The organism is Nitrospira tepida (assembly GCF_947241125.1).
Classification (GTDB): Bacteria; Nitrospirota; Nitrospiria; order Nitrospirales; family Nitrospiraceae; genus Nitrospira_G; species Nitrospira_G tepida.
Window position 1 is genome coordinate 3609429 of record NZ_OX365700.1, and the last position, 25120, is coordinate 3634548.

A 25120-nucleotide genomic window follows, 5' to 3' on the forward strand; every position below is an offset into this window, starting at 1 on the left:
AGTTCGTTACGGGATACCCTCAAAAAGTGCATGGGCTATGCCATCCCCTCCAGACTCTAAACTCTGCTGCTTACGACTATTTCCGTTGGATCTGAAACAGCCGAGACAGTGGAGGGCGTATCCAATCAGATACTGGTGTGCAGACAAACAGATACAAGCCACCTTGCTAATCAGACAGCCTTCGGTTATGAACTCTTGCAAGGAAGGGAGCCGGCCGGAACGTGCAGCCCATGATTGTCATTCGACCGGGAACTGAACGTGATTTCTCGTCCGTGCTCCAGGTGCAACAGGCGGCCTTCGGCGAATATGCCAATGTCTACGAAGTCAGGGCCTGGACCAAGGAAACGGTCGAGAGCCTCAAACAGGACGCGCAGGACAAACGACTGCTGGTGGCGGAAGTTGACGGTGCGATCGCGGGATCGGTGCGCTTTTGGACCGTGGCAGGAGTCTGCGTGATCCGGTTGCTCTCGGTCAGTCCCGCCCACCAGGGTCACGGCGTGGGGAAAGCCCTGATGCAGGAAATTGAGCGAGTCACCACCGATGCCCATAAGTTCTATGCCTGCACGATGCTCCGCACGGCGCGGAACATTCACTTTTTCCTCAGCCTGGGATACAAGTCGGAAACCATCCTCCCAGACCATTACCATCACCTCGATCTCATCTGCTTTGCGAAATATCGCCAGCCGCAGTCCGCGTAGGCCACTGCCCCCGTCGGCTGGATCGACCTCGTAGAACTGAATGGCAACTACACGCTCTGAAGAAGGATCCTGACGACCCTGGACGGATAACACAAGAGAACCGAGGACCGACGATCGATGACTGACAAAGCAAGTGAGCAATCAGGAGCACAGGGACCGGTGTTTTTTTCATACGGCTTTCGCCCGTTTTTTCTCGGCGCGGCGCTGTTTGCCGGCTTGGCGGTCCCGGCCTGGGTTGCGATGTTTGCGGGAACCGGCGGCCCGAACGTGCTTTATGCGCCTCGGGAGTGGCACGTGCACGAGATGGTCTTCGGCTTCCTCCCCGCGGTGATCACGGGCTTTTTGCTGACGGCTATTCCCAACTGGACCGACCGCCCGCCGGTCATGGGCGCCCCGCTGATATGGTTGTCTCTGTTATGGGTGGGTGGACGTTTGGTCATCGCAGTCTCACTGCTTCCTCCTTTCGGGACTGCCACAATTGATGCCGCGTTTCTGATCGTCATGGCAGGCTACGTCTGGCGGGAACTGTCCACGGCCGGAAGTTGGGCACATGCGCCGGTGGGAGTGGTGATCAGCCTCTATGCCGGCGCCAACATCCTGTTTCACCTCCTGGCTCTGAGCGGCGCGGAATCGGATCTTGCCATGCGCATGGCCCTTTCGCTGCTGATGGTCCTCCTCACCTTCATTGGCGGGCGCCTTACGCCCAACTTCACAAGAGAATATTTAGCGGAACACAGGATGCCACAGCGGCCCGGGGCCTCCTCCCGATTCGATGTCCCCTCGCTCGCGCTGACGGGCGTCGGCGCCGTTGCCTGGACGATTCAACCGGAAACCATGGCCACGGGATGGATTTTGCTCGCCGCTGGACTCGCCAACCTAGGGCGTCTGTTGCACTGGTACGGCTGGCTAACCTGGCGCGAGCCGCTGGTACTGATGCTGCATGTCGGCTACGGCTGGTTGGCAATCTCTCTGATCGTCCTGGGAGGCGCCGGTCTTGGGGTGGGGCTGCCGACCACGGAGGCACTGCACGCGCTCACGACCGGCTCGGTGGGTGCGATGACCTTGGCGGTCATGACCCGCGCGAGCCTTGGCCATACGGGACGCCCTCGCCATGCGGGCCCCCTGACGGTTTGCATGTACCTGTTGGTGAATCTAGGCGCGCTGCTGCGGGTCTTCGGACCGACAACCGGACTCCCGGTCAACCTTGTGCTGGGAGCGGCGGCAGTCTGCTGGAGCGGGGCCTATCTGCTGTTCGCCGCCGTCTACGGGCCAATGCTCTTGCGGCCGAGCCTGGATGAGTGACGGGAGGTAGAGGCCAGTGTAGTGCGTCAGTAATGGCTTTACGCGCCCGTTCGTGCTGAGACCTGTCGATGCACGAACCGAAGCCGTCGGGACCATAACCCTTCGACCAGCTCAGGGCGAACGGGAGATGTCAAGAAGCGTTAGACGCACTACACTAGCGTATCCCGGCCTTAGCGTTTCCACAGGGACTGCACTCCGGCGCCCGTGCTTCGAAATCCGCCACGCCCCGGCGGCCGTCGAGATGAATAAGGCAGCAATCGTCGAGCATCTGTTTCAACCGCCGACGGCCGCGCTGCACGCGCGACTTCATGCCGAAGAGCGAGAGTCCCATCCGTGTGGCCGCCTCCTGTTGCGTCAACCCGTCCAATTCCACAAGCGTCACGGCCTCCCGATAGTCTTGCGGCAATTGCGCGATCATCGGGCGGAGACAGCCGGCCAGCTCCGCGCGAGGCTCGCCGGAATCCTCTGCCGTTTCGTTGTGCGAGGCGGACGATGGAAGAGCCTCCAGCTCGCCGGCCAGGCCCACCGGCCGTTCCATCCGTTTCCCGTTCGCCCGATAATGGTCGATGATGGCGTGGCGCGTAATCTGATAGACCCAGGAGACAAGACGGCGCGGATCGTTCACGCTGTCGAGGCGCCGGTGAATCCGCAGAAAGATTTCCTGCAAAATGTCCTCCGCTTCAGCCTCATTCGCCACCCGCTTCGCGATAAAGGCGCGAAGGCTGTCGTGGACTTGTTGCCAGATCTCCGTCACCACCTCCGCCATGATGGCCCTCCGCCGTTGATCTGCCTACGGTACTGCGCCCAGCTTACGAAGCGCAAGTCACCGGCTCGTTACGAACGTCGGCCACCGTCCCCGGCGCGGCCTGGTGTTTCGGCACGCAGCAGCCGGTGTTCTTGGGGGAGCCCGTGACCTGCAATTGTTCGTGGACCGTGAAGACTTCCCATGCATTGCCGTCCGGATCGGTGAACCACAGTTTGTCCTGCTTGGCGAAGCAACAGGCGACGTTGTCTTCGACCCTTTCGAGAATGCCCTGTTCCTGTAAATGTGCTTTCCAGGCCGCGATCTCCTCGACGGTCTCGACTTCGATTCCCAAATGATTCACCGAACTGATCGCGCCAGTGGTGGAAACAAGCGAAAGATTCAGCGCGGGGTTGATCAGGTCGAACTTGGCATAGTCGGACGTGGCCTTCTGAGGGGCCACACCGAACACTTTTTGATAGAACGACACCGATGCCGGCACGTTGCGCACATCGAGCGAGAGATGAGATCTCATGGGGGGTCTCCTCGGTTCCGGCGAGGGACCATTCCCTCGCCTTATCCTAAGAGACGAAGGACTTCGAAAAAGGACGCAAGGTGTAGGCTTCTACTGTTTTCCTCCCGTTTCGCATTGCCCGCCGGTTGACCAAGCCTCTCGATCGGCGTAGCATACTCTCCTGACGTTCCAGTGAGGGTGGCTGGCGTCTCTTGCGCGTGCGCCTGTCCGTGATTCTGTGCCACGGATTTCATTTCGGTCCCTTCACTCCGACGCCGGATGCTATGCCGCTGATCGTCGTTTCCCTGATGTGGATCCTTCGGAACGAGGGTCCTCATGAAAACGATCACCCGTCGAACTCTCCTTCCCCGCTTGGCACTGATTCTTGGGCTTCCTGTCATTATTCTCTGGCTGGGAGCGCACGACGGAGAGGCCGGTGCGACTTCTTCCCTCCCGTTGGCGACCGCTGCACCAACCGAACGTCTTTCTCCGCCTATCACTTGGGTGGATGACCTCGAAGACAAACTCGCGACGTACTTCACAGAGAAATATCCTGCGTACGATTTTACGCCGTACAGACAGGAACTAGATCGGGTTCGTGACGCCGTGAGCCGCGGCGATCGGTGGGGGGCGAAACGGGAAATGGGAGTGTTTCTCAAGATGTTGGCCAGTCGTGCCTACGGGTTGGGCGATGACGCGGCCGAGGAGCTGGCCGGCTTCTCACAAGAGGCGATGCCCGACGAGGAATATGCCATCGTCTATCCCGGCCGGATGGAACGAGCGCCGGCCGCGACAGGGATGCTTCGGATAGGTGCCTTGATGATAGTGGAGTGACCCGCTTGGAAGGAGGGTTTGGTCATGGCCTCGCACACGCTCGTGACCCACAGAATTCTTGGTGAAGTGAAACGCGCGCACGGCTGCGATCTGGATACCCTGGCGAAGAGCCTCCCCGATCTGTCCTGGAGCCAGGTCTTTCTCGAAGTCGATCGGTTGAGCCGCCGGGGAGAGGTATTGGTGACGTTCGGCGCGGAAGGGCGTTATATGATCCGGCTGCCGGACCACAAGAAGAGAGCGGCAACTCATTCAGTCCGGCCCTGATCGACAACGGGACTCACACCCAGCTTTGCCGAGGGGAGCACGGCCGTCTCACCTGCGGGACCGCGTCCTCAGTACCGAGACTCCATTTTGATCTCAAACCGAACCGGGTCCCTGGTTGTCTCTGGGAATCCCATCATGGTGCCGGCCACGGTCGAGACTCTCGGAGACGTGAAGGGGCTACCCATCTCGTAGTCGGTCTTCATGGTCGACAGACTGCTGACGATACCGCGGTGATCAAAGTAGACCCCGAGGTCGTATTGGGTATCGTACTGGCCGAAGCCGTTGTAGAGAAAACCGTACAACAATAGATATTCCAGCGGATTAATCTTGGCGCTTGCATAATGGTAGCCCCACCATTCTCTCGTCCAACCTCCCATCTCGATGCTCCGTTGATTGGACGGATCGCCCAGGAGGCTGGCCACTTGCAGTTTGGTCGTTTTGCCGACTGTGATCTGTGCCATCGTCTGGTTGTCGGCCAGATGTGAATTCCCGGTCGAGACACAACCGGCAAGCCACAGCCATAGCAACGCCGGTCCAAGCCTGTTTGTCATCGCTTCCCTATAGTTCCCATCGAGTGCCGCGCATTGCAGCACCGGAGACCAAGAATGTCAACAGGAGGCCCGGCTCACCGGGCAAATACCAACAGGCTGTTGGCGGGGAGGACGAGCGAAGCGGAATGACCGAACCCGTGCAGCGGCTGCGGCTCGACGACAACCTGCCCGCCGTTCCCTGCGACATCGGGATTGACCCAGTTCTCGTACACGTCGCTGTTGAAGATCTCCCGCCAGGTTCCGCCGCCGGGGAACCCGATTCGATAGCCGAAGCGATGGAACGTCGCCAGATGCAGCACCACGAGCACGTCATGTCCTTGGCCCTCCACCCAGCGGTGAAAGGCCAGCACCCGATTCTGGTCGTGCACGTGCGTCACGCGAAACCCTTGCCCTCGCAGGCCAGGCAGGCGCCGCCGCAGGTGAATCAGTTCCCTTGTGAACCGCAGGTGATCCAGCATCTGTTTGTCGCCCCGGTCCAGGCCTGCCCAGTAGAGCAGCAGGTTGCGGTCAAACTCGAAATTGTCCGACCACTGTTTGTCTTCGAGAAACTCCTGCCCCATGAAGAGCATCGGGATGCCGGGCGCGGTCAGGCTGAGCCCGGTGGCGACCCGAGCCCGGCTGCGGGCATACCATGACCGCGGGTTTCCGGGATCGCCGAGCCTGGCAATCCGCTGCTCCCGCCCTTTCAATACAATGTCGTGGTTTTCCGGCCCCTGCACGAAGCGCCAGGCTTCGTAAAACCCGTCCGGCCAGAGGCTGTTCGCCAACCCCGTCATGTTGAGCGGCCGCTCGTCCGGAGCGCTGGCGTTCCCGATGACATCGCGAATCGCGATGCGCGACCCGTCCGTCAGGCTCGTGTCGAACCCAGCCCCTTCCGGCGGCGATTTCACGACGTAGGGATTGACGTTCCAGTACTCCGCCTTGTTCAAGGCGCTCGGCCGGTGCGTGTGCAGCGTGGAGGTCAGGTCCTGGCAGAATCGCCAGCCGTGCGGCGCCCCGTCATGGTCGATCACGCTCACCTGATCGTAACGAAAGCCATCCATCCGGTATTCATCCAGAAAGAACTTAGCGTTCTGGATCAGAAAGTCGCGCACCTCCGGCTTGGCGAAGTCGAACACCAGGCCGCCGGCATGCCCTTTGTCCGTGAAGTAGAGGGAGTTGCGATGGCCGCCCTGGGTGGATTGCCGGTCGAAGAAATAGAGGCTCTGGTCGCCGAAGTCGCCGCCGGCATGGTTATAAACCACGTCGAGGATCACGGCGATCCCGTGCAGGTGGCACAGATCCACCAGCGCCTTGAGCTGGTTCATCTCGCCATGCAGCTCTTCCACCCGATACCGCCTCAGACCTTTCGCATCCAGCAGCCGGTTGACCTGCTCGACATAGGGAGGGAGCGCATCGTCCCCCACGGCGAAATCCATCTCCGGCGAAAAATAGTCGGTGCCGTTGTAGCCGAGGCTGAATTGCGTTTGGAACTCCTGAATCGGCATCAGTTGCAGCGCGGTCACGCCCAACTCGACGAAATGCGGAATCTTGCGCGCCACGTCCAGGAACGTCCCGCCCTTGTCGGGCAGGTTCGGCGTAAAGAAGGTCCCGACGTGGAGTTGATAGAGGATAAACTCGTCAAAACGAGGCGTGACATACCCGCTTTCGTGCCACGGGAAATCCCGTCTGCGGATGATGCATTCGCTCGGAAAGGGCGTTTCCAACTCGCGGGCATAGGGGTCCCGCTTGGGCCCCTCGCCCCCCTCGCCGACGATGTAGAACATGTAGCGTTGTCGGTCCTGCACGCCAGGGATGAAGCCCAGCCAATGGCCTTGCGCGTCGCGCGTGAGCAGGCTTGCGTCGTTCCGCAGCCGGCCGTTGAAATCCCCGAGCACATGGACGGAGCGGGCCTGCGGCGCCCAGACACGGAACGTGGCGCCATCGGCGATGAGATTGGCCCCCATCGGGGTGCCGGGATGGATGTGATCAAGCGAGGCCGGCATGAATATGAGTCAACGATAAAGGTTCATGCTAAACGCGAACCGTCCTTGAAACAAGAGACCGAATCGCAAGGGGACGGACCGCGTTACCCACAAGCTTCGGCAGCCCGAGATCACCGTTTCGAATTGCCTTGACGCTCCACGGTGATCTCAACCGCCATGCGTTTGCGACCAGGCGCTCCAACGTGTCTATGCGGCTCGGCCTTCAACCCGAGCAACGGACAGAAACAGTCTCAGGAAGACCGCAAATCCGGCCAGACCGGACCACAGGGCCACGAGCATCGTGCTCGGCCGACTCGGCGTCGAGATTGGTTCGGCCTCCGCGAAGGACGTCGGCGTGGCCACCGGGTCCAGTTGCATCAACCGAGCGAACAGATCGGCCCGCGCCTCGGTCCTGGCTACGGCGCTCACCAGTGCCGCCAACTGCTCCTGATTGCGCGCAAGCGCTTGGGCGTATTCATCCTGGACCTTCACCACCTGTACGATCGCGCGGCCCAGATGTTCCTGCGTGTCGCCGGCGTAGGCCTCCCAGTCCCGGCCGGCTTCCACGATGGCCGCTCCAAGATTGGGCTGCCTGGTCGCATCAAATTCATCCTCCAGCATCATGCCCTGGGCTTGGGTTTTCCCAATCATGCGCCTCGTGTAGGCTTCAGACTGTTCCGTGGACGGCATGAGCCCAATCCGGACGCCCCGTTGCGTCCAGTTGACGATGGAACGGCCCATCACGGCCTGCACCCGAGCGAGATGGTTCGCTTCCATCATGGCGTCCTGGGTGGCGACCACGTCCAGATAGGCCAAGGGGCGCCGCTCAATCCGATCATGCCGATCGCGCCTCAGCAGCGCACGGTTCAAGTCGGCAACCGCCATGTTCATTGAACGGGACTGGTCCCGTTCAAGCAGGGCCTTTTCGACGATCGCCTCGCCGAGTGCGGGCTGTACCCAATACATGGCTGCCATGATACCCCGTTCCTGTTCCATGGCCAGCCCCGATACCGGATCGGCCGGCGGCACGGCCCCACTTGCCGGAGCGGTCAATAAGAGATAGGCGCCGACCAATAGGGCAACCAACCCAAGCAACGCTATCACATCGACTGGTTCGTAGGCCCGTTTCATGGCGAAGGCCCTCCTTGTCGGAATCATGCTTCGGGCGTCCTGCGCACCGCTCGATAGAACTGCCGAAGCCGGTTCCCTTTGAACTGACTTCGAATGGAGTCTTGTTCAACGCTGAAAATACTACCGGTGCGGAACGCAATCGGCATACCACTAAGAGTTCCCATGCGGACTCGATGGAAGCGCTTGTTATGACAAAGGGAAAAGGCGTATGAGCTAGATCGTGTGGCTCAGCGAACGCCTTGTGAAGGTATCGGAATCGATACAGAGACATTATTGGAGCATTATCGGATCGGATACAGGGATCAGACAGATGGGAGACTACCGGGATGAAGAGTGCTCGACGGGCCTTGCGCTCCGCGCTCCGTCCGCGACTGAGACTTATTTGTTAGCGTACACACCTTGATGCTTCGGAGCATCCCGGCTATGATCTGGCCAGAATGCGTTTTGACATCATCCTGGCCCCGGAAGCCATTGAAGATCTACGAAAACTAAGGGCGAATCTCCGGACGGCCATACGGGAGGCACTCGAAACACATCTCCGGCACGAACCGACGAAGACCAGCCGCAGCCGAATCAAACGGCTTCGTGGCCTTTCGAGGCCACAGTACCGGCTCAGGATCGAGGAGGTCCGTGTGTTTTACGACGTGTCCGGCTCGACCGTTGAAGTATTGGCCATCGTAGCCAAATCGGAGGCAGAAACATGGCTCGCCCAATTCGGAAGACTCGAATAAAGGAAGTTCCGCTTTCCGAGGTGAAGGATGATCTGTCGCACTTGCTCCGCGAGGCGGAGAAGCAAGAAATCGTGATCACCCGACACGGCAAACCGGCCGGGGTCCTGATCGGCTTCAAGTCGGAAGACGACTGGTTCGAGTATCGGCTGGAGCACGACCCGCGGTTTCTTCGGCGCGTGGAAGAGGCGCGGGAAAGCTTGCGAGCGGGCCGTGGTGTCAAGCTCGAAGAAGTAAAGTGACCGTGCGCTGCCACCACGTGGTCGGCTGCCCCGCGAACAAGCGCAGCCGTGCACGCTTCACCTCAGACGTTCGGCGGCGCTGGCACCGAGAATACAATCCATGCAGAGTTAAGGCGCCTGCCCCCCGTAATTGCCCCCCACTGGGCAGATCTGGGTTTGTATCCTCTGCAGGTATCGCAGGCATAACGGAACTATGCCGGTCGGTATAACACTCTAAAGCGTCGCGATGGATAGCGTTGACATGTGATGGAACATACGCAAGAATCCCGCACCAACGTGCAGTCAGTTAGTGCGTACTATACCGGTCAGCATACTCAATAGTTAGCCTGCTTGTAGAAAGCGAGGGGTAAACAATGTCCCAGTTCGATGTCTTCTTATCTTATAAAAGTCAGGACCATAATTGGGTAGAAAGCCTCAAGGAATCTCTACAGCTCCGCGGGGTTCGTGTTTGGCTGGATAAAGATGAAATACGCCCCGGCGATAAATTTGTCAGGGCGCTTGAAAATGGTCTTGAAACAAGCCGCGCCGTGGCTCTTGTGGTAACTCCTGAGAGTTTGTCATCTGGTTGGGTTGAAGATGAATATTCCAGAGCCGTCTCACTTTCGAATCAGGGGCAGTTACAGTTGATTCCGGTACTTCTTCGAGATGCAAAGCTACCAGGGTTCCTCTCCAATCGCCAGAGCGTGGATTTTCGTGATGACTCAACGTTCGAACAAAATGTAGACCGTTTAGTTTGGGCTGGTATAACTGGCAAGCGCGTGATCTGGTATCCGGTTTACGGGCGGTACGAATCCGACCGATGGAAACGCTTATTCTCAATCGCAAAGCAAGAAGGGATCGAGTTTCAACGGGGAGCGGATATACATCGCTCTGAATGGTTCTTGAAGCCGATCATAAATGATCAAAGCAAGCGCCTCGTGCTTGTCTTCGACATTTTTGAAGAAAGACCGGCGGAGCGGGACATTTGGCGCAACAAAGTTCAAGATTACGTGGATACCATCATCAATTACCGTAACCTTACGAAGGATAAACCAAATGAGATCGTTTTCTTACTCTATCAGCAAAGAAATTCATGGCAACGTGTTAAAGAAGTGAAAGAACTTGAACCGCAGCAAGTGTCAAGACTGAAAAGTTACTTCACAATTCATCAGGACATTCCCGATGATAAGGAGTTCGCGAGACAACTTCGGGAAATATGGATCAGAATCCAGCGAGATTTAATGGTAGCGGAGGTACGTGGCGGCGCGGGCTAACAACGGCATGCACCCGACCGCGAGTCAGCTTGGAGTCATTCGTTAACTTGCCGCTATCACGTCTCGTCGCGGCGGGTGATGCCAGGCGTTAGCCCGCAACACAGTTCGATGGCACTCACCCACCTATCGGAATCCGAACAGAGAAAGAATCGATCGGGGTCAGATCTTGTTTTGTGCGTGCCGATGAGCTAGATTTGGTGGCATGGCCCGCCCGCTTCGCCTTGAATTTCCGGGGGCGCTGTACCACGTCACCGCTCGGGGGAACGCCCGCCACGCCATCGTTCTCGACGACCAGGACCGGCAGCGGTTTCTCGATGTGCTGGCGCGTGTGGTCCCGCTTTCACCTGCTGCTTCACGCCTATTGCCTGATGGACAACCACTACCATCTGCTGGTGGAAACGCCGGAGGCGAATCTCTCGAAGGCCATGCGCCAGCTCAACGGCGTGTATACTCAAGCCTTTAACCGCCGCCACCGGCGAGTGGGCCATGTGCTCCAAGGCCGCTTCAGGGCCATTGTGGTGGACCGGGACAGCTATCTGCTGGAGCTGTGCCGGTACGTGGTCCTCAATCCGGTGCGCGCGAAAAGCACCCGCAAACCAGAGACGTATGCATGGTCCAGCTACCGGGCCACAGCTGGCCTCGCCGCCACGCCACCGTTTCTGGCCGTGGATTGGCTGCTCTCCCAATTCGGCCACCAGCGCCTGGCCGCTCAGCGAAAGTATCGCGCCTTCGTCGCCGAGGGCATGGGTCAGGGCTCCCCGTGGGAGCACGTGCAGGGGCAGGTGCTGCTCGGGAGCGAGAAATTGAATCGATCGGGGTCAGATCTTGTTTTGTGCGTGCCGATGAGCTAGATTTGGTGGCATGGCCCGCCCGCTTCGCCTTGAATTTCCGGGGGCGCTGTACCACGTCACCGCTCGGGGGAACGCCCGCCACGCCATCGTTCTCGACGACCAGGACCGGCAGCGGTTTCTCGATGTGCTGGCGCGTGTGGTCGACCGCTTTCACCTGCTGCTTCACGCCTATTGCCTGATGGACAACCACTACCATCTGCTGGTGGAAACGCCGGAGGCGAATCTCTCGAAGGCCATGCGCCAGCTCAACGGCGTGTATACCCAAGCCTTTAACCGCCGCCACCGGCGAGTGGGCCATGTGCTCCAAGGCCGCTTCAAGGCCATTGTGGTGGACCGGGACAGCTATCTGCTGGAGCTGTGCCGGTACGTGGTCCTCAATCCGGTGCGCGCGAAAAGCACCCGCAAACCAGAGACTTATGCATGGTCCAGCTACCGGGCCACAGCTGGCCTCGCCGCCACGCCACCGTTTCTGGCCGTGGATTGGCTGCTCTCCCAATTCGGCCACCAGCGCCTGGCCGCTCAGCGAAAGTATCGCGCCTTCGTCGCCGAGGGCATGGGTCAGGGCTCCCCGTGGGAGCACGTGCAGGGGCAGGTGCTGCTCGGGAGCGAGCGGTTCATCGACCAGCTTCGGGTGGGTTTACAGGACAAGCGCGCCCTTCAGGAGATTCCCCGAGAGCAACGATTTGCCGCCCGGCCGACGCTCAGCCACCTGTTTTCCGCCCGACTCGGCACCGACCGCACGCGCCGCAACGAGGTCATCCGCCGTGCCCACGTGGACCACGGCTACAGCTTGTCCGAGATCGGGCAGGCGGTGGGCTTGCACTATTCGACCATCAGCCGGATCGTGAATCGGCAGGACACCGATAATGCACATAACAAGACCTGACCCCGTGACCGCTCTTCTCGCCGCTACCGGCGCCGCTGGATCGTGGAGCGCACGATCGGCTGGCTGGGCAACTTCCGGCGACTGACCGTCCGGTATGATCGCCTGATGGACACTTATGGGGGCTTCTTTCATCTGGCCTGTGCCCTGATCACGCTTCGGAAGGTTTTGAAATGACTTCTAGACACGACATGAGACGCCCAATCAATAGTTAGGTTGCTATAGGAGCGCGATGGAGAGACCGCCGAAGAAAACGAAAGGTGATGCCGCACACGCCGTTGTGAAGGCCATAGCCAGCGCGGTGCCTACAGCAGGCGGTCCAGCCTCCATCTTGATGGAGACAGTATTTGCACCGCCGCTCGAACGCCGGCGTCAGAAATGGTTCGAGGAGGTCGCCGACGCTATCTCAGTGCTTCAGCGCAAAGTCTCTTACCTGACGCCCGAAAATCTCTCAAAGAACGAGATGTTTGTCACCGTCGCTCTCGAAGCGACGCAGGTTGCCCTTCGAAACCATCACGAAGAGAAGTTGCGGGCGCTAAAGAACGCCGTATCGCACTCAGTGCTTCCAGGGGCGCCCGAGGATCAAATTCAGCTCATGTACATTCGCTTCATTGATGAGCTCACGCCAACTCACCTGGTCGTCCTCGCCGTGCTCAACGACCCGGTTCGTTGGATGGAAAAGAATCATGTTCAATATCCGGGCTGGGGAATGGGTGGCCCATCAGCGGTCTTAGAGCATTGCGTCCCGATTCTTCGTGGGCGGCGCGAGCTATACGTGCAGGTCGTGCGCGATCTCCAAGGTCGTGGGCTCGTGCTGCAAGGGCAATTTCTGAACGTCACCATGACGGGGCATGGAATGGTTCAGCGTCGCACAACCGACCTCGGACGCGCGTTTCTGACGTTCATTTCAGATGAATAGCAAACTAACCCCCGCACGTACACCGACGCGCGCAGAAGCAGCTCGCGCGGGTGGTGGGGGACGTTCGCCCGACCGCGGCGACGCCCGAGGCGCTTTTGCACCACATGCGGCACTGACTCATCGAGCAGAATGTTCAAGCGGATTTCGCGAGCTTCAGAAGCGTGACCTTGGAGAATTCCAACACTTGGATCGCTTGCTGGCGGGTGACGGTTGGGAAATTATCTAGAAATTCATCGAGCGAGAGGCCGGCTTCGAGGTTGGTGAGGAGCGCTTCCACCGGAACGCGGGTTCCCTTGAACACGGGGGTTCCGCTGACAATCTCCGGATCGATGGTGATCGGGAGCTGCTTCAATTCTTTCTCGTCGATGGCGAGGTTCATGAAACTTTCGCCGATTTGCCTGCTCGGAGATAGGCATCGATCCCCGTCGCCATCTTGCGCCCTTCGGCGATCGCCCAGACGATCAGCGAGGCGCCGCGCTTGGTGTCGCCGCCGGCAAAGATTCCGTCGAGGTTGGTCATGAACCGCTCGTCCGTCGCGACCGCCCCGCGCGGGTCGTACTGCACGCCGAGACCGTCGAGCAACCCGTTCTTGACCGGCCCCGTGAACCCCATCGCGAGCAGCACGAGATCCACGTCCATCGTGAACTCGGTGTTCGGAATCGGCGTGAATTTTCCGTTCTCGAAGGCCACGCGATGGGCATGCAGCTTGGTGACATGGCCGTTGTGGCCTGTAAACTTGGTGGTGGAGACGCTCCATTGCCGGTCGCAGCCCTCTTCGTGGGCGTGGGAGGTCCGGAGCTGCATGGGCCAGAGCGGCCAGGGCGTGGACTCGGCCCGTTGCGGCGGGGGCTCCGGCAACAGCTCGAACTGGTGCGCCTCGATGCAGCCTTGGCGGTGCGCGGTGCCCAGACAATCCGACCCGGTGTCGCCGCCCCCGATGATGACCACGCGCTTGCCCTTCGCCGTAATCGGTTCGCCCAAGTCCGTGTCGCCCGCCACCCGCTTGTTCTGCTGGGTGAGATAGTCCATCGCGAGATGAATGCCCTTGAGCTCCCGTCCTGGCACCGGCAGCTCGCGCGCCTGCTCGGCTCCCATCGTGAGGCCGACGGCGTCGTACTGCCGGCGGAGCTGCTCGCCCGTGATGTCCCTGCCGACGACGGTCCCAGTCACGAACGTGACGCCCTCGGCCCGCATCTGATCCAAGCGGCGGTCGAGCACCCATTTTTCCATCTTGAAGTCCGGGATGCCGTATCGAAGCAACCCGCCGATCCGGTCCGCCTTTTCGTAGACCGTTACATCATGGCCGGCGCGCGCAAGCTGCTGCGCGGCGGCGAGGCCGGCCGGCCCTGAGCCGATGATCGCCACGGACTTGCCCGTCTTCACGGCCGGCAACACCGGCTGCACCCAGCCTTCGTCGAAGCCGCGGTCGATGATGTTCCATTCGATCACTCGGATCGAGACCGGGTCGGCGTTGATGCCCAGCACGCAGGCCGATTCGCAGGGCGCGGGACAGAGGCGGCCTGTGAACTCGGGAAAATTGTTCGTCGCATGCAGGGCCTTCAACGCATCCTGCCAACGGCCCCGGTAGACCAGGTCGTTCCATTCCGGAATCAGATTGATCACCGGGCAACCGTTGTGGCTCTGGCAAAACGGCACGCCGCAATCCATGCAACGCGCGCCCTGCGCCTTGAGCTTGTCCTCAGGGAAGGGCTCGTACAGCTCCTTCCAATCGAGCACGCGCAGCTCCACCGCCCGGCGCGCCGGCCCCTCCCGCTTGAACTTCATGAAACCCTTGGGATCACCCATCGTCTTGTATCCTAATTTCAGTGCTGAGTGCTAAGTCCTGAATGCTGAGAGGCGTCAATCGTCATTGGCACTCGTCAATCGGACGAAACCCTCTCCCGCGAATGACGGTTGACAAATGACGCGTGACCTATTTTTTCCCCTTTGCGCCGCCGGCCTTGGCCGCAGCCGCCTTCCGCTCGGCCAACACGCGCTTGTAGTCGACCGGCATGATCTTGATGAACTTCGGCAGCACCGTGTCCCAGGTTTCCAACAGCCGCTTGGCCTTCTTGCTCCCCGTGTGCTTGGCGTGGGATTCGACCAGCCCCTTGAGGAGGGCCTTGTCTTCTGCCGTGGAAACCGGTTCGAGCTCCACCATGCCCATGTTGCAGCGGGATTCGAATTTGCCGTCCTCGTTGTGGACGAACGCCACCCCCCCGGACATGCCCGCCGCGAAGTTCCGGCCCGTGCGTCCGAGCACGACCACTACGCCGCCGGTCATGTATTCGCAGCCGTGGTCACCGGTCCCTTCGATGACGGCTTTGGCCCCACTGTTCCGCACTGCGAACCGCTCCCCCGCCATGCCGTAGAAATAGCATTCGCCGCTGGTCGCGCCGTAGAGCGAGGTATTGCCGATCAGAATCGTGTCTTCCGGTTGATAGGTACAGCCTTTCGGCGGCACGACGATGATCTTGCCGCCCGACAATCCCTTGCCCAGGTAGTCGTTGGATTCGCCTTCGAGGTAGAGGGTGAGGCCCGGCGATAGAAACGCCCCGAACGACTGGCCGGCCGACCCCTTGAACTTGATCGTGATCGTATCGGGCGGCAGGCCGGCCGCGCCGTACTTTTTGGCGATCTGGCTCGAGAGCATCGTGCCGGTGGTCCGGTTCACGTTGCGGATCGGCAGATCCAGCGTGACGTTCTCGCCTCGCTCGATGGCCGGCTTGCAAAGTTCGATCAGCTTCACGTCGAGAATGTTCGCGATGCCGTGGTCCTGCTCCTGCACGCAATAGGTCGCAATCTCCGGCCCCACCTCCGGCTTGGCCAGCAACGGGGTGAGGTCGAGGCCCTTGGCTTTCCAATGGTCGATGGCCTTCTGCACCTTGAGCCGGTCTACCCGGCCGATCATCTCGTTGAAGGTGCGGAAGCCCAGCTTGGCCATGAGCTGCCGGATCTCCTCCGCGACGAAAAAGAAATAGTTCACGATGTGCTCAGGCTGGCCAGTGAATTTCTTGCGCAGCTCCGGGTCCTGCGTGGCAATGCCCACCGGACAGGTGTTGAGGTGGCACTTGCGCATCATGATGCAGCCTTCGACGATCAACGGCGCGGTGGAGAAGCCGAACTCTTCCGCCCCGAGCAAGGCCGCGATGACCACGTCGCGCCCCGTCTTAAGCTGCCCGTCCGTTTCGACCTTGATCCGCCCGCGCAGGTCGTTGAGCACCAACGTCTGGTGGGTTTCCGCCAGGCCCAGTTCCCAAGGCACCCCCGCATACTTGATGGAGGAGAGCGGCGAGGCGCCGGTGCCGCCGGAATCGCCGCTGATCAGCACCTTGTCCGCATGGGCCTTGGCCACGCCGGCCGCCACCGTGCCGACGCCGACCTCGGCCACCAGCTTCACGGACACGGCTGAATCAGGGTTGGAGTTCTTCAGGTCGAAGATCAACTGGGCCAGATCCTCGATGGAATAAATATCATGGTGCGGCGGCGGCGAAATGAGCTGGACGCCGGGCGTGGCAAACCGCAGCCGCGCGATGTTCTCGTCCACCTTGTGGCCGGGCAACTGCCCGCCTTCGCCCGGCTTCGCCCCCTGCGCCATCTTGATCTGCAACTCGCGCGCGTTCGCGAGGTAATGGGCCGTGACGCCGAACCGCGCGGAGGCCACCTGCTTGATGTAGGAATTCTTCGAATCGCCGTTGGGCAATGGGATAAACCGCTCGGGATCTTCCCCTCCTTCGCCCGTGTTGCTCCGGCCGCCCAGCCGGTTCATCGCGATCGCCAAAGTCTCGTGCGCTTCCTTGCTGATCGAGCCGAACGACATCGCGCCCGTGTTGAAGCGCTTGACGATCTCCTTCGCCGGCTCAACCTCGTCCAGCGGGACCGGCGTCTCGGTAAACTTGAAGTCGAGCAGCCCGCGGAGATTCGATCGCCGCTTGCTCTCGTCGTTCACGAGGGCGGAGAACTCCGCAAACGTCTTGGGGTCATTGTGCTTGGTGGCGTGCTGGAGCTTATAGATGGTCTCCGGATTCCAGTTGTGATGTTCGCCCTGCGCGCGGTAGTGGATCTCGCCGCCGAAATCCAACTGGTGGATCGCCACCGGCTCATAGGCCTGCCGATGGCGGCGCAGGGTCTCCTCGCCGATCTCGCGAAGGCCGATCCCCTGGATGCGGGACGCGGTGCCCGTGAAATAGCGGTCGATCAGCTCGCTGTTCAACCCGATCGCTTCAAAGATCTGCGCGCCGCAGTAGGACTGCACGGTGGAGATACCCATCTTTGAGAAGATCTTCAGCAGGCCCTTGTTCACCGCCTTGATGAACTTGCCCTCCGCCGTCGCCGCATCGAGGCCTTCCGGCAGATAGCCGTCGCGCTCCAGGTCCACCAAGGTTTCGAACACCAGGTAGGGATTCACCGTGCCGGCCCCATAACCAATCAGGCAGGCGAAATGGTGCACGTCGCGCGGCTCGCCGGTTTCGACCGTCAAGCCCACTTCGGTCCTGGTGGCTTCGCGGACCAAATGGTGGTGCACCGCGGAGACGGCGAGCAGGCTCGGGATCGGCGCCCATTCCTCGTTGACCCCGCGGTCGCTCAGGATCAGGAACTTGTAGCCGTCCTTGATCGCCTGCGAAGCCTGCCGGCAGAGGTCCTCGACGGCCGCGCCCAGACCTTCCGGCCCCTCCGCCACGGGAAAGAGCATCTTGAGCGTCTTGCTTTTGAAGTGCGGATCTTCCATCTCGCGGATCTTCTGCAGATCCGCATTGGTGAGAATCGGCTGCTTCACCCGGATGCGGCGGCAGGATTCGGGCATCTCGACCATCAGGTTGGGCTTGGGGCCGATGCTCGTCACGAGCGACATGACCAGTTCTTCGCGGATCGGATCGATCGGCGGATTGGTCACCTGCGCGAACAGTTGCTTGAAATACTTGAACAGAAGTTGCGGCCGTTCCGACAGCACGGCCAGCGGCGTGTCGGTGCCCATCGAGGAGACGGTTTCCTCCCCATTCACCACCATGGGCGTGATGACCATCTTGATCTCTTCAATGGTATAGCCGAAGGCCTGTTGCCGCTGTCGGATGGTCGGATGGTCCGGCTGCGGAACGTTGATCGGCTCGGGCAACTCATCGAGCGACACCCGGTACTGCGTCACCCAGGCTCGATACGGCTTGCGCCCGACGATGTCCGCCTTCACTTCCTCGTCGCCGATGATGCGGCCCTGGACCGTATCGACCAGGAACATGCGCCCTGGCTGTAATCGGCCCTTCTGCCGGATGTGCTTGGCCTCGGCCGGCAACACGCCCGCCTCGGACGAGAGGGTCACGACGTCGTCGGTCGTGACTTGATACCGGCAGGGCCGCAATCCGTTCCGGTCCAAGGTCGCGCCGATCATCTTGCCGTCGGTGAAGCAGACTGCGGCCGGACCGTCCCAGGGCTCCATCATGGCCGCGTGGTATTCGTAGAACCCGCGCCGGTCGAGATCCATATGGGGATTGCCCACCCAGGGCTCCGGAATCAGCATCATCATCGAGTGCGGCAACGATCGGCCGCCGAGCACCAGGAATTCGAGCGCGTTGTCCAGGCAGGCCGAGTCGCTTTGTTTTTCGTAAACGATCGGATAGAGCTTTTCGAGGTCCTTGCCGAACGCCTCCGACTCCAGCCGGCCCTGGCGGGCCCTCATCCAGTTGACGTTGCCCTTGAGCGTGTTGATCTCGCCGTTGTGGCAGATGTAGCGGTACGGATGCGCCAGCGGCCAAGTCGGGAACGTGTTGGTGCTGAACCGCGAGTGCACGAGCGAGAGGGCGCTCGTCACGTTCGGATCGCTCAAGTCCTGGTAATACTGCGACATCTGCTCCGGCAGCAACAAGCCTTTATAGACGATCGTATTCGCGGAGAGGCTGCAGATATAGAAATAGTCGCGCTGCGGGATGGCGGATTCCCGCACCGCCCGCTCGACCTGCTTGCGGATGACGTAGAGCTTGCGTTCGAACTGGGCTTCGTTGAGGATATCGCGGGCGATGAAGACCTGCCGCATCACCGGCTCGGTCCTGCGGGCGACAACGCCGATGGCGTCGCTCTTCACCGGCACGTCTCGCCAGCCCAACAGCCTGGCCCCCTCGGCGGCAATCACGCGCTCGAACAGGGTCTCGCACTGTTTCCGGGATTCTTGATCGGACGGCAGGAAGAGCATGCCGACGCCGTACTCCCCGGCTCCCGGCAATTTCACCCGCACATCGGCGCAGGCGCGGCGGAAGAACTCGTGCGGGATTTGAAGGAGAATGCCGGCCCCGTCGCCGGTGCAGGGATCGCAGCCCTGCGCCCCTCGGTGCGTCAGATTCTCCAGGACCTGGAGGCCCTTCCGGACGATATCGTGCGATTTGTGCCCTTTGATGTTGACGACGAAACCGATGCCACAACCGTCTTTTTCGAAACCGGGATCGTAGAGGCCTTGTTTGGGCGGTAATCCGGGAATGTTCATAGGCGGATGATCTATCCTCTTCAAAAGGCGGGAGTTTTCTTCATGACCTTCGACCGAGACACGCCAACACGCCTCGTCCTCGGGCATCGTTTCTGAGGCGGACATGCCTGTCCAGGATGAGCAAGAACTTACTGGATGGCGCGCGAAGCTGTCAAGGGAACAGCCGACGACCGGGGCAGGAAGATTTCCCTTAAACCACCTGTCCCCATCTCATCGTCCCTCGTATCCCCGGCAACTCCGTCCGTTGCGCAGGAAAGGCGGCTCTCGCAGCCGGCCCAGCGGCTGCAGTTCTTCGATCGTCAAGGTCGCGACGCCGAACTGCTCCTCGACGACCCCGAACAATACATAGGGACGGTTGGGGAACAGCAGATGGCAACAGCGGCGGTACACCTTGGGAAACAGCGTGGCGTCATAGAGCGCCGTCTGATCCTCGAACGTGGCAAACTCCATCGGCAGCCCGTCTTTGGTCTCGGCGAATTTTTCGGTGATCAGGCAACCCAGCATCCTCACGCGCCGCCCGGCATAGCGGGCCATCGCCGAACCGGGGATTGCGCCCAGCCGCTCGCCCTGCTCGCGATAGGGATCCAACGGATGCCTGCTTATGGGAAACCCCAGCGTCTCAACCTCATGCGCCGCCTTCCGCGCCGGAGCGTACTCTTCCGGAATGGGCAAGGGCGCCGCGCCCGAGCCGTCCGCGTATAACCGCCACAACAAGGCGGGGCGCGTCAGTTCCCCGGCCAGAGAATCGCAGCAGCCGGCCCGGATCAACGCCCGCGCCTCGCCCTGCTCCGGCTTCACCCGGGAGAGGAACTCCTGGAAGGACCGGAATGAGCCGCCGCTCGCCCGCTCCGCCACGATCCGTCGTCCCGTCGCCTCGGCCAGTGTCTTGACCTGCATCAACCCGATCCGGATCGTGCGTCCCAGGCCGGTATAGGCCCAATCGCTGGCGTTCACGTCCGGCGGCAGCACCGTCAGGCCCATTCGCCTGGCCTCCGAGAGGTATGCATAGGTGGAATAGAACCCGCCCTGATTGCTGATGACGGCCGCCATGAACTCGGCGGGATAATGCACGCGCAAGTAGGCCGACTTGAACGAGACCTGCGCGTAGCTGGCCGAATGGGGCTTGCAAAAGCTATAGCCCGCGAAGCTCATGATCATGCTCCAGAGCGCCGCGATCGTTTGGGCCGGCAGGCCGTTTCGCTCCGCGCCCGCGCAAAACTGCATGTAGTAGTCGTGGAGCTGTTTCTGCTTGTGTTTCTTGCTCAGGACCTTGCGAAGCTGGTCGGCGTCCTCGACCGAAAAATCCGCGACCGCCATCGCGACTTTCGTCACGTCTTCCTGATAGACCATGATGCCGTAGGTCTCGTCCAGGATGGATCCGAGCCGCGGATGCCAGGGCCGGTAAGACGCCCCCTGCGCGCGCCGGATGAACGCTTCGATGAACGGATTCGCCGCCGGCCGCACGAGCGAAGAGACGATCACCAAATTGTCGAACACGTCGAGCTGCGCCAATCTAGAAGCGGGCATGCCGCCCCAGAGTTTTCTCAACAAGAGCCTGGTCGCGGGCGATTCGATGTAAAAACAGCCGATCGTGTCGCCCCGTCGAATTGCCTCTTGCGTGGCGGCGTCCTGCAGCGGATCCCACGCCGCCTCGTCGATCGTGCGGCCGTGGTGCCTTTCAATCGATGCCAGCGCGTCACGGATGACCGCCAGCGAGCGGTTCCCCAACAGGTCGATCTTGACCAGCCCGGCATCTTCCGTCTGGTCTTTTTCCCATTGGATGACCGGCACCCCTTTGGCCGCGATCTCCACCGGCACATATCGGCGGATGTCGTCCGGCACGATGACGATCCCGCCGCAATGCACCGACAGGTGCCGGAGATGCCCCTGGACCTGCCCCGCCAGCCGGAGAATCTCCGGCCAGGGGGGAGCGAGCCGCAGGTCCCGGCTGAGACGAGCCGTCCAATCCCGATCTTCGTCTCCGGCGGCCGCCCGATCCTCGGCATCGAGCACATCCTTTCGGCGCGATACCAGCGAGGACACCCGTGTGATCTCCTCGGCCGGCATGCCGTAGACCTTCGCCACCTCGCGCAGCGACGCTCGCCATCCGAGCGTATTCTGGTTCGCGACCATCGCGGCCTGCCTGGCCCCGTATCGCTCGAACACCCCCTTCACGATAGGGTCGCGCTCATCCCAGGGAAAATCGATGTCGATGTCCGGCGGATCCCGGCGGCCCGGATTCAAGAACCGCTCGAAAAAGAGATTGTGCCGGATCGGATCCACGTGCGTGATCTGCAGACAGTATGAGACGATCGACGCCGCAACCGAGCCGCGCCCGCAGGTACGCGCCGCTTGCCTGACGATCTCTTCCACGATGAGAAAGTAATGCGAGAAACCCTTCCGCCGAATGATGTCGAGTTCCTTTTCGATGCGGGCGCGGACCTCGGAAGACAGCAGGCCGCCGTACCGGAGGCGCGCCCCGTCGTAGGTCTTCCGGCGCAACAGGGCGCAGGCCTCGTCATCCGACAGAGAGCGAAACGTCGGGAAGATCGTGTCGCGGAAGGCCCAATCGCCATGACAGGCCTCAGCGATGCGCCGGCTGTTTTCCAACGCCTCGGGCACGTGCGGGAAGTGCCGGGCCATCGCCGCCGGCGGCATGAGCCACTGCGTCGGCGCGCAACAGGCGTCCGGCGCCAGTCGCGAAAGCGTGGTATTCAACGCGATGGCGCGCAACAGGCGATGCACGGCAAACTCCTCCGGCCTCACACAATACACCCGGTTCGTCGCGACCGGGAGAAGACCCAGGCGGCGGCTCACGAGCAGCGCCTGATGCATCCTGTGGCCCGGCGTCAGCTCAACATAGAGGTCCTCACAGGATTGCTCGGCCCAGGAAGTCAACACCTGCTCATGATCGGTCAGCAGGATCAGGCCGGTCCGGCGGGCGGCCACCGCCGCAATGAAATCAAACGACGGATCGCAATGGCGATCGGAGAGCAACCGGCAGAGGTTGGCGTAGCCCTCCGGCGTCTTCGCCAAGAGCACCGCCCGATGTTCGGCCGTCGTCAGTTCTGCGCCGAGGATCGGCCGCAGCCCCGCCTGGCTGGCCACTTCGATAAACCGCACGGCTCCATACAGCCCGTTGGTATCGGTCAGCGCCAGCATGTCCGCCCCCTGGGCGCGGGCCGCTCGGCAGAGCTCGGTGACCGGCGCGACCCCCAGCATGGGCGAATAGTCCGAATGCACGTGCAGATGAACGAACTCGGCCACCTTGTCCCCGCGCGTGCCTCAATTGAGACGCCCCATGTCGTGCGTCATCCTCGGCTTCACGTCGTGCGGCCCCACCAAATCGCCCGTTCGCCGAACCGGTCGCGAAGTACATCGAGCGCCGCGCAGAGCCGTTGCCACCTTATCCGCTGCGCGGCCTCCGAGATCGGCTCATGATCGAACAGTGCCAGTTGCTCCGCCGGCGGCCCCACCTGCTCCGCTCGCAGAATGATCCGTTGCACCCGCACCCGCCGGCGCACGCACCGGAAAAACAGTGTCGTAAGGATTGGAAGCAGGTCCATTTCCCAGCAGGTCCCCTCCACCGTCCGATCGGCACGGACCTCCTGCTGATCGCAATACCGCACGATCAGCGCCAGATGCCGGCAGACCCGCTGCTGCCGGCGCAACCTCCGGCACAGGTATTCAATGCCTGCGCAACAACGTCCCAACAGAACCTGGTCATCGATCTGTTCCGGATCCAGCGTACAGGACCACTCAAGAGCCGGTTGCGTGGCCGGCGGATGCACCGGCGACAGGTCGATCCCCTGCGCCCACTCATACAGGAGCCTGGCGGCCGGCCCCATAACACCTTCCATCGCCGACAACGACACCTCGGCAATGGCGCCCAATGTGCGCAGGTTCAAGTCATCCAAGAGGGCGAGCACCCGGGAGGCATGGAGGCGACGCAAGCCAGGCAGTAGGTCGGGCGAGAGCGGCGCCAGGAACGCCCGTTCCATATGGGGCTCGACGTGACGGAGCTGCGGCGGCCGTTCCAGCGTCGTGGCCGCGAGGTGCGCCACGAGCTTGCTCGAGCCGATTCCGATCACGCCGGCAAGATTGTGACGGCGCATCATTTCCCGCTCAAGGCGGGCACCAGCGTCCACCGCCGGACCATGGAGGCGGGCCGTGCCGGTCAAATCCAGGAACCACGACCCGGGCCGGACCGGTTCCCACAGAGGCGTCAAGTCAGCCAGGAGTCGTTGCAACTTTTCGTGCGCCACACGCACACGAAAGGGATGCGGCAGCACAATCCGCAGCGAGGGACAGAAGTGCCGCGCGAGATCGGCCGGCATACCCGGCGACAGGCCCTCGGCGAACGCTTCATGAGACACTTCGCACAACCTGGCGCGCGGCGTATGCACGGAGACCAAGGCGACGGGCCGGCCGTTTAGCGACGCATCGTCCGCTCGCGCCAGCGCAATGCCGAACGAGGGCACGTGAAAACGCAGGATCTGCCGTTCCATACGCAGCGCACGCTTTCAGAGATGGGCTCGGCTCATTTTGGAATGTATCCAATGGTTACATTGCGAAGCAGCGACTGTCAAGAATGTGCACATCGCGGCTAGCCCTCAGCGAATACGTAAGGACCGCGGCACGGAAGCACGAGCACGGCCGCGCGATGCGTGCCTCGCGCATGAATCGGCAACAGAACCGCACTCGAAGAAGTCCTGAAACCGGCCTTCCCAGCTTGACTTGCCCTGCTCCCTGGCCTACTATCACGCGCCATGTCGGATCAGCCGTCCATTTCCACGATCCAGACGATGGCCGATGTCTGGGACGCCTACCGTTCCGAGCTCCAAGGCGTTGAAGAGCAGATCCAGAAAAACCTCAATTCCCCGGTCGCCCTCGTCAACACCGTCGCCGGCCATATCCTGAGCAGCGGCGGCAAACGGGTGCGTCCGTTGCTGCTCCTGCTCTGTGCCCGCCTCTGCGGCTATACCGGGGCGGATCACCACCTGCTCGGCTGTTTGGTGGAATATATCCACACCGCCACCCTGCTCCATGATGACGTGGTGGACGATGCCGACCTGCGCCGTGGGCGCCGGACAGCCCGCCGCGTCTGGGGCAATCAGATCAGCATCCTGGTCGGGGACTATCTCTATTCCAAGGCCATGCGCCAGATCGTGGATTTCCGCAGCCATATCGTGAACGAGGTGCTGGCGGACGCCTGCTGGAAAATGGCGGAGGGCGAGGTCCTTCAGTTGTATTACAACGGCAACCCCTCGATGCCCGAAGCGGACTATCTGCGGATCGTCGAGCACAAGACCGCCGGGCTCATCGCGGCCTCCTGCCGCATGGGCGCCATCATTGCAGACGCCTCCCCGGCCCAACAGACGGCCCTGTTCCGGTTCGGCCAACACCTGGGCATTGCCTTTCAGGTGGCGGACGACACGCTGGACTATACGGCCAATGGGGACTGTCTAGGCAAGGCGCTCGGACAGGACCTGCGGCAAGGCAAGGCCACGCTGCCGTTGCTGCATCTGTTGGGGCACTGTTCCGAATCCGACAAGAGCATGATCAAAGATCGCATGGAGACGCGCTCCCTGACGGACCAGGACCTCACTCGCATCATTGGGCTCATGCGCCAGTACGGCTCGATTGTCTACGCGGTGGATCGGGCCCGTCGTTTCGTGGACGCCGCCATCGCCGACCTCGACCAATTTGAAGACGGCACCCCCAAGCGCGCGCTGATGGTTGCGGCCGAGTACATGGTGACGCGCGACCGGTAAC

At 61.4% G+C, this 25120-nt stretch carries 20 protein-coding genes and 2 pseudogenes; 12 read left to right on the forward strand and 10 right to left on the reverse strand.

The window, feature by feature from the left end; translation table 11 throughout:
* Positions 1–230 precede the first annotated feature (230 nt).
* Positions 231–698, forward strand: a complete 468-nt coding sequence (locus QWI75_RS17105) for a GNAT family N-acetyltransferase (protein WP_289270027.1) — start codon at positions 231–233, stop codon at positions 696–698.
* Between the two features lie 117 nt (positions 699–815).
* Positions 816–2000, forward strand: a complete 1185-nt coding sequence (locus QWI75_RS17110) for an NnrS family protein (protein ID WP_289270029.1) — start codon at positions 816–818, stop codon at positions 1998–2000.
* Positions 2001–2154: 154 nt separating this feature from the next.
* On the opposite strand, the gene sigZ is transcribed toward QWI75_RS17110, so the two are convergent.
* On the reverse strand, positions 2155–2766 hold the full coding sequence (gene sigZ, locus QWI75_RS17115; protein WP_289270031.1) for an RNA polymerase sigma factor SigZ: 612 nt from the start codon (positions 2764–2766) through the stop codon (positions 2155–2157).
* 43 nt (positions 2767–2809) lie between these two features.
* A complete protein-coding gene (locus tag QWI75_RS17120) occupies positions 2810–3277 on the reverse strand; it encodes an ArsI/CadI family heavy metal resistance metalloenzyme (RefSeq protein WP_289270033.1) in 468 nt (155 codons plus the stop codon).
* A 315-nt stretch (positions 3278–3592) separates the two neighbouring features.
* On the opposite strand from QWI75_RS17120, the gene QWI75_RS17125 reads away from it, so the two are divergent.
* Positions 3593–4090, forward strand: coding sequence for a hypothetical protein (locus QWI75_RS17125; protein WP_289270036.1), 498 nt, complete (start codon positions 3593–3595; stop codon positions 4088–4090).
* Between the two features lie 24 nt (positions 4091–4114).
* Complete coding sequence (locus QWI75_RS17130) at positions 4115–4354, forward strand: hypothetical protein (RefSeq protein WP_289270038.1); 240 nt, start codon at positions 4115–4117, stop codon at positions 4352–4354.
* A 68-nt stretch (positions 4355–4422) separates the two neighbouring features.
* On the opposite strand, the gene QWI75_RS17135 is transcribed toward QWI75_RS17130, so the two are convergent.
* From QWI75_RS17135 to QWI75_RS17145, 3 genes are all read right to left on the reverse strand, one after another.
* Positions 4423–4905, reverse strand: a complete 483-nt coding sequence (locus QWI75_RS17135) for a hypothetical protein (protein WP_289270040.1) — start codon at positions 4903–4905, stop codon at positions 4423–4425.
* Between the two features lie 74 nt (positions 4906–4979).
* A complete protein-coding gene (locus QWI75_RS17140) occupies positions 4980–6890 on the reverse strand; it encodes an alpha amylase C-terminal domain-containing protein (protein ID WP_289270042.1) in 1911 nt (636 codons plus the stop codon).
* 186 nt (positions 6891–7076) lie between these two features.
* Positions 7077–8000, reverse strand: a complete 924-nt coding sequence (locus QWI75_RS17145; RefSeq protein ID WP_289270045.1) for a hypothetical protein — start codon at positions 7998–8000, stop codon at positions 7077–7079.
* Between the two features lie 437 nt (positions 8001–8437).
* On the opposite strand from QWI75_RS17145, the gene QWI75_RS22900 reads away from it, so the two are divergent.
* The 7 genes and pseudogenes from QWI75_RS22900 (at position 8438) to QWI75_RS17175 (ending at position 12876) form a co-directional block, all read left to right on the forward strand.
* On the forward strand, positions 8438–8731 hold the full coding sequence (locus QWI75_RS22900; protein ID WP_370693583.1) for a type II toxin-antitoxin system RelE family toxin: 294 nt from the start codon (positions 8438–8440) through the stop codon (positions 8729–8731).
* Positions 8701–8970 (forward strand): type II toxin-antitoxin system Phd/YefM family antitoxin, encoded by a 270-nt coding sequence (locus QWI75_RS17150; RefSeq protein ID WP_289270048.1) that lies wholly within the window; start codon positions 8701–8703, stop codon positions 8968–8970. Before QWI75_RS22900 ends, QWI75_RS17150 begins: the two co-directional genes overlap by 31 nt.
* Before the next feature lie 353 nt (positions 8971–9323).
* Positions 9324–10223, forward strand: coding sequence for a toll/interleukin-1 receptor domain-containing protein (locus QWI75_RS17155; RefSeq protein WP_289270050.1), 900 nt, complete (start codon positions 9324–9326; stop codon positions 10221–10223).
* 202 nt (positions 10224–10425) lie between these two features.
* Positions 10426–11023: pseudogene (locus QWI75_RS17160) on the forward strand (transposase); the annotation flags it as partial.
* A 61-nt stretch (positions 11024–11084) separates the two neighbouring features.
* Entirely contained in the window at positions 11085–11960 is an 876-nt protein-coding gene (locus tag QWI75_RS17165) for a transposase (RefSeq protein ID WP_289270054.1), read from the forward strand.
* 30 nt (positions 11961–11990) lie between these two features.
* Positions 11991–12134 (forward strand): annotated as a pseudogene (locus QWI75_RS17170) (transposase); the annotation flags it as partial.
* A 55-nt stretch (positions 12135–12189) separates the two neighbouring features.
* A complete protein-coding gene (locus QWI75_RS17175; RefSeq protein WP_289270056.1) occupies positions 12190–12876 on the forward strand; it encodes a hypothetical protein in 687 nt (228 codons plus the stop codon).
* 133 nt (positions 12877–13009) lie between these two features.
* On the opposite strand, the gene QWI75_RS17180 is transcribed toward QWI75_RS17175, so the two are convergent.
* The 5 genes from QWI75_RS17180 to QWI75_RS17200 all read right to left on the reverse strand — a co-directional run bounded on the left by QWI75_RS17180 (position 13010) and on the right by QWI75_RS17200 (position 23853).
* Complete coding sequence (locus QWI75_RS17180) at positions 13010–13255, reverse strand: DUF433 domain-containing protein (RefSeq protein WP_289270058.1); 246 nt, start codon at positions 13253–13255, stop codon at positions 13010–13012.
* Positions 13252–14682, reverse strand: coding sequence for a glutamate synthase subunit beta (locus QWI75_RS17185; RefSeq protein WP_289270059.1), 1431 nt, complete (start codon positions 14680–14682; stop codon positions 13252–13254). Before QWI75_RS17185 ends, QWI75_RS17180 begins: the two co-directional genes overlap by 4 nt.
* Before the next feature lie 127 nt (positions 14683–14809).
* Positions 14810–19345 (reverse strand): glutamate synthase large subunit, encoded by a 4536-nt coding sequence (gene gltB / locus QWI75_RS17190; RefSeq protein WP_289270061.1) that lies wholly within the window; start codon positions 19343–19345, stop codon positions 14810–14812.
* Positions 19346–19555: 210 nt separating this feature from the next.
* A complete protein-coding gene (locus tag QWI75_RS17195; RefSeq protein WP_289270063.1) occupies positions 19556–22612 on the reverse strand; it encodes a DNA polymerase III subunit alpha in 3057 nt (1018 codons plus the stop codon).
* A 56-nt stretch (positions 22613–22668) separates the two neighbouring features.
* On the reverse strand, positions 22669–23853 hold the full coding sequence (locus QWI75_RS17200) for a DNA polymerase Y family protein (protein WP_289270065.1): 1185 nt from the start codon (positions 23851–23853) through the stop codon (positions 22669–22671).
* 261 nt (positions 23854–24114) lie between these two features.
* Between QWI75_RS17200 and QWI75_RS17205 the strand changes: the two genes are divergently transcribed.
* Positions 24115–25119 carry a polyprenyl synthetase family protein gene (locus QWI75_RS17205; protein WP_289270067.1) on the forward strand — a complete coding sequence of 335 codons (1005 nt, stop codon included), beginning with the start codon at positions 24115–24117 and terminating at the stop codon, positions 25117–25119.
* Position 25120: the final 1 nt, after the last annotated feature.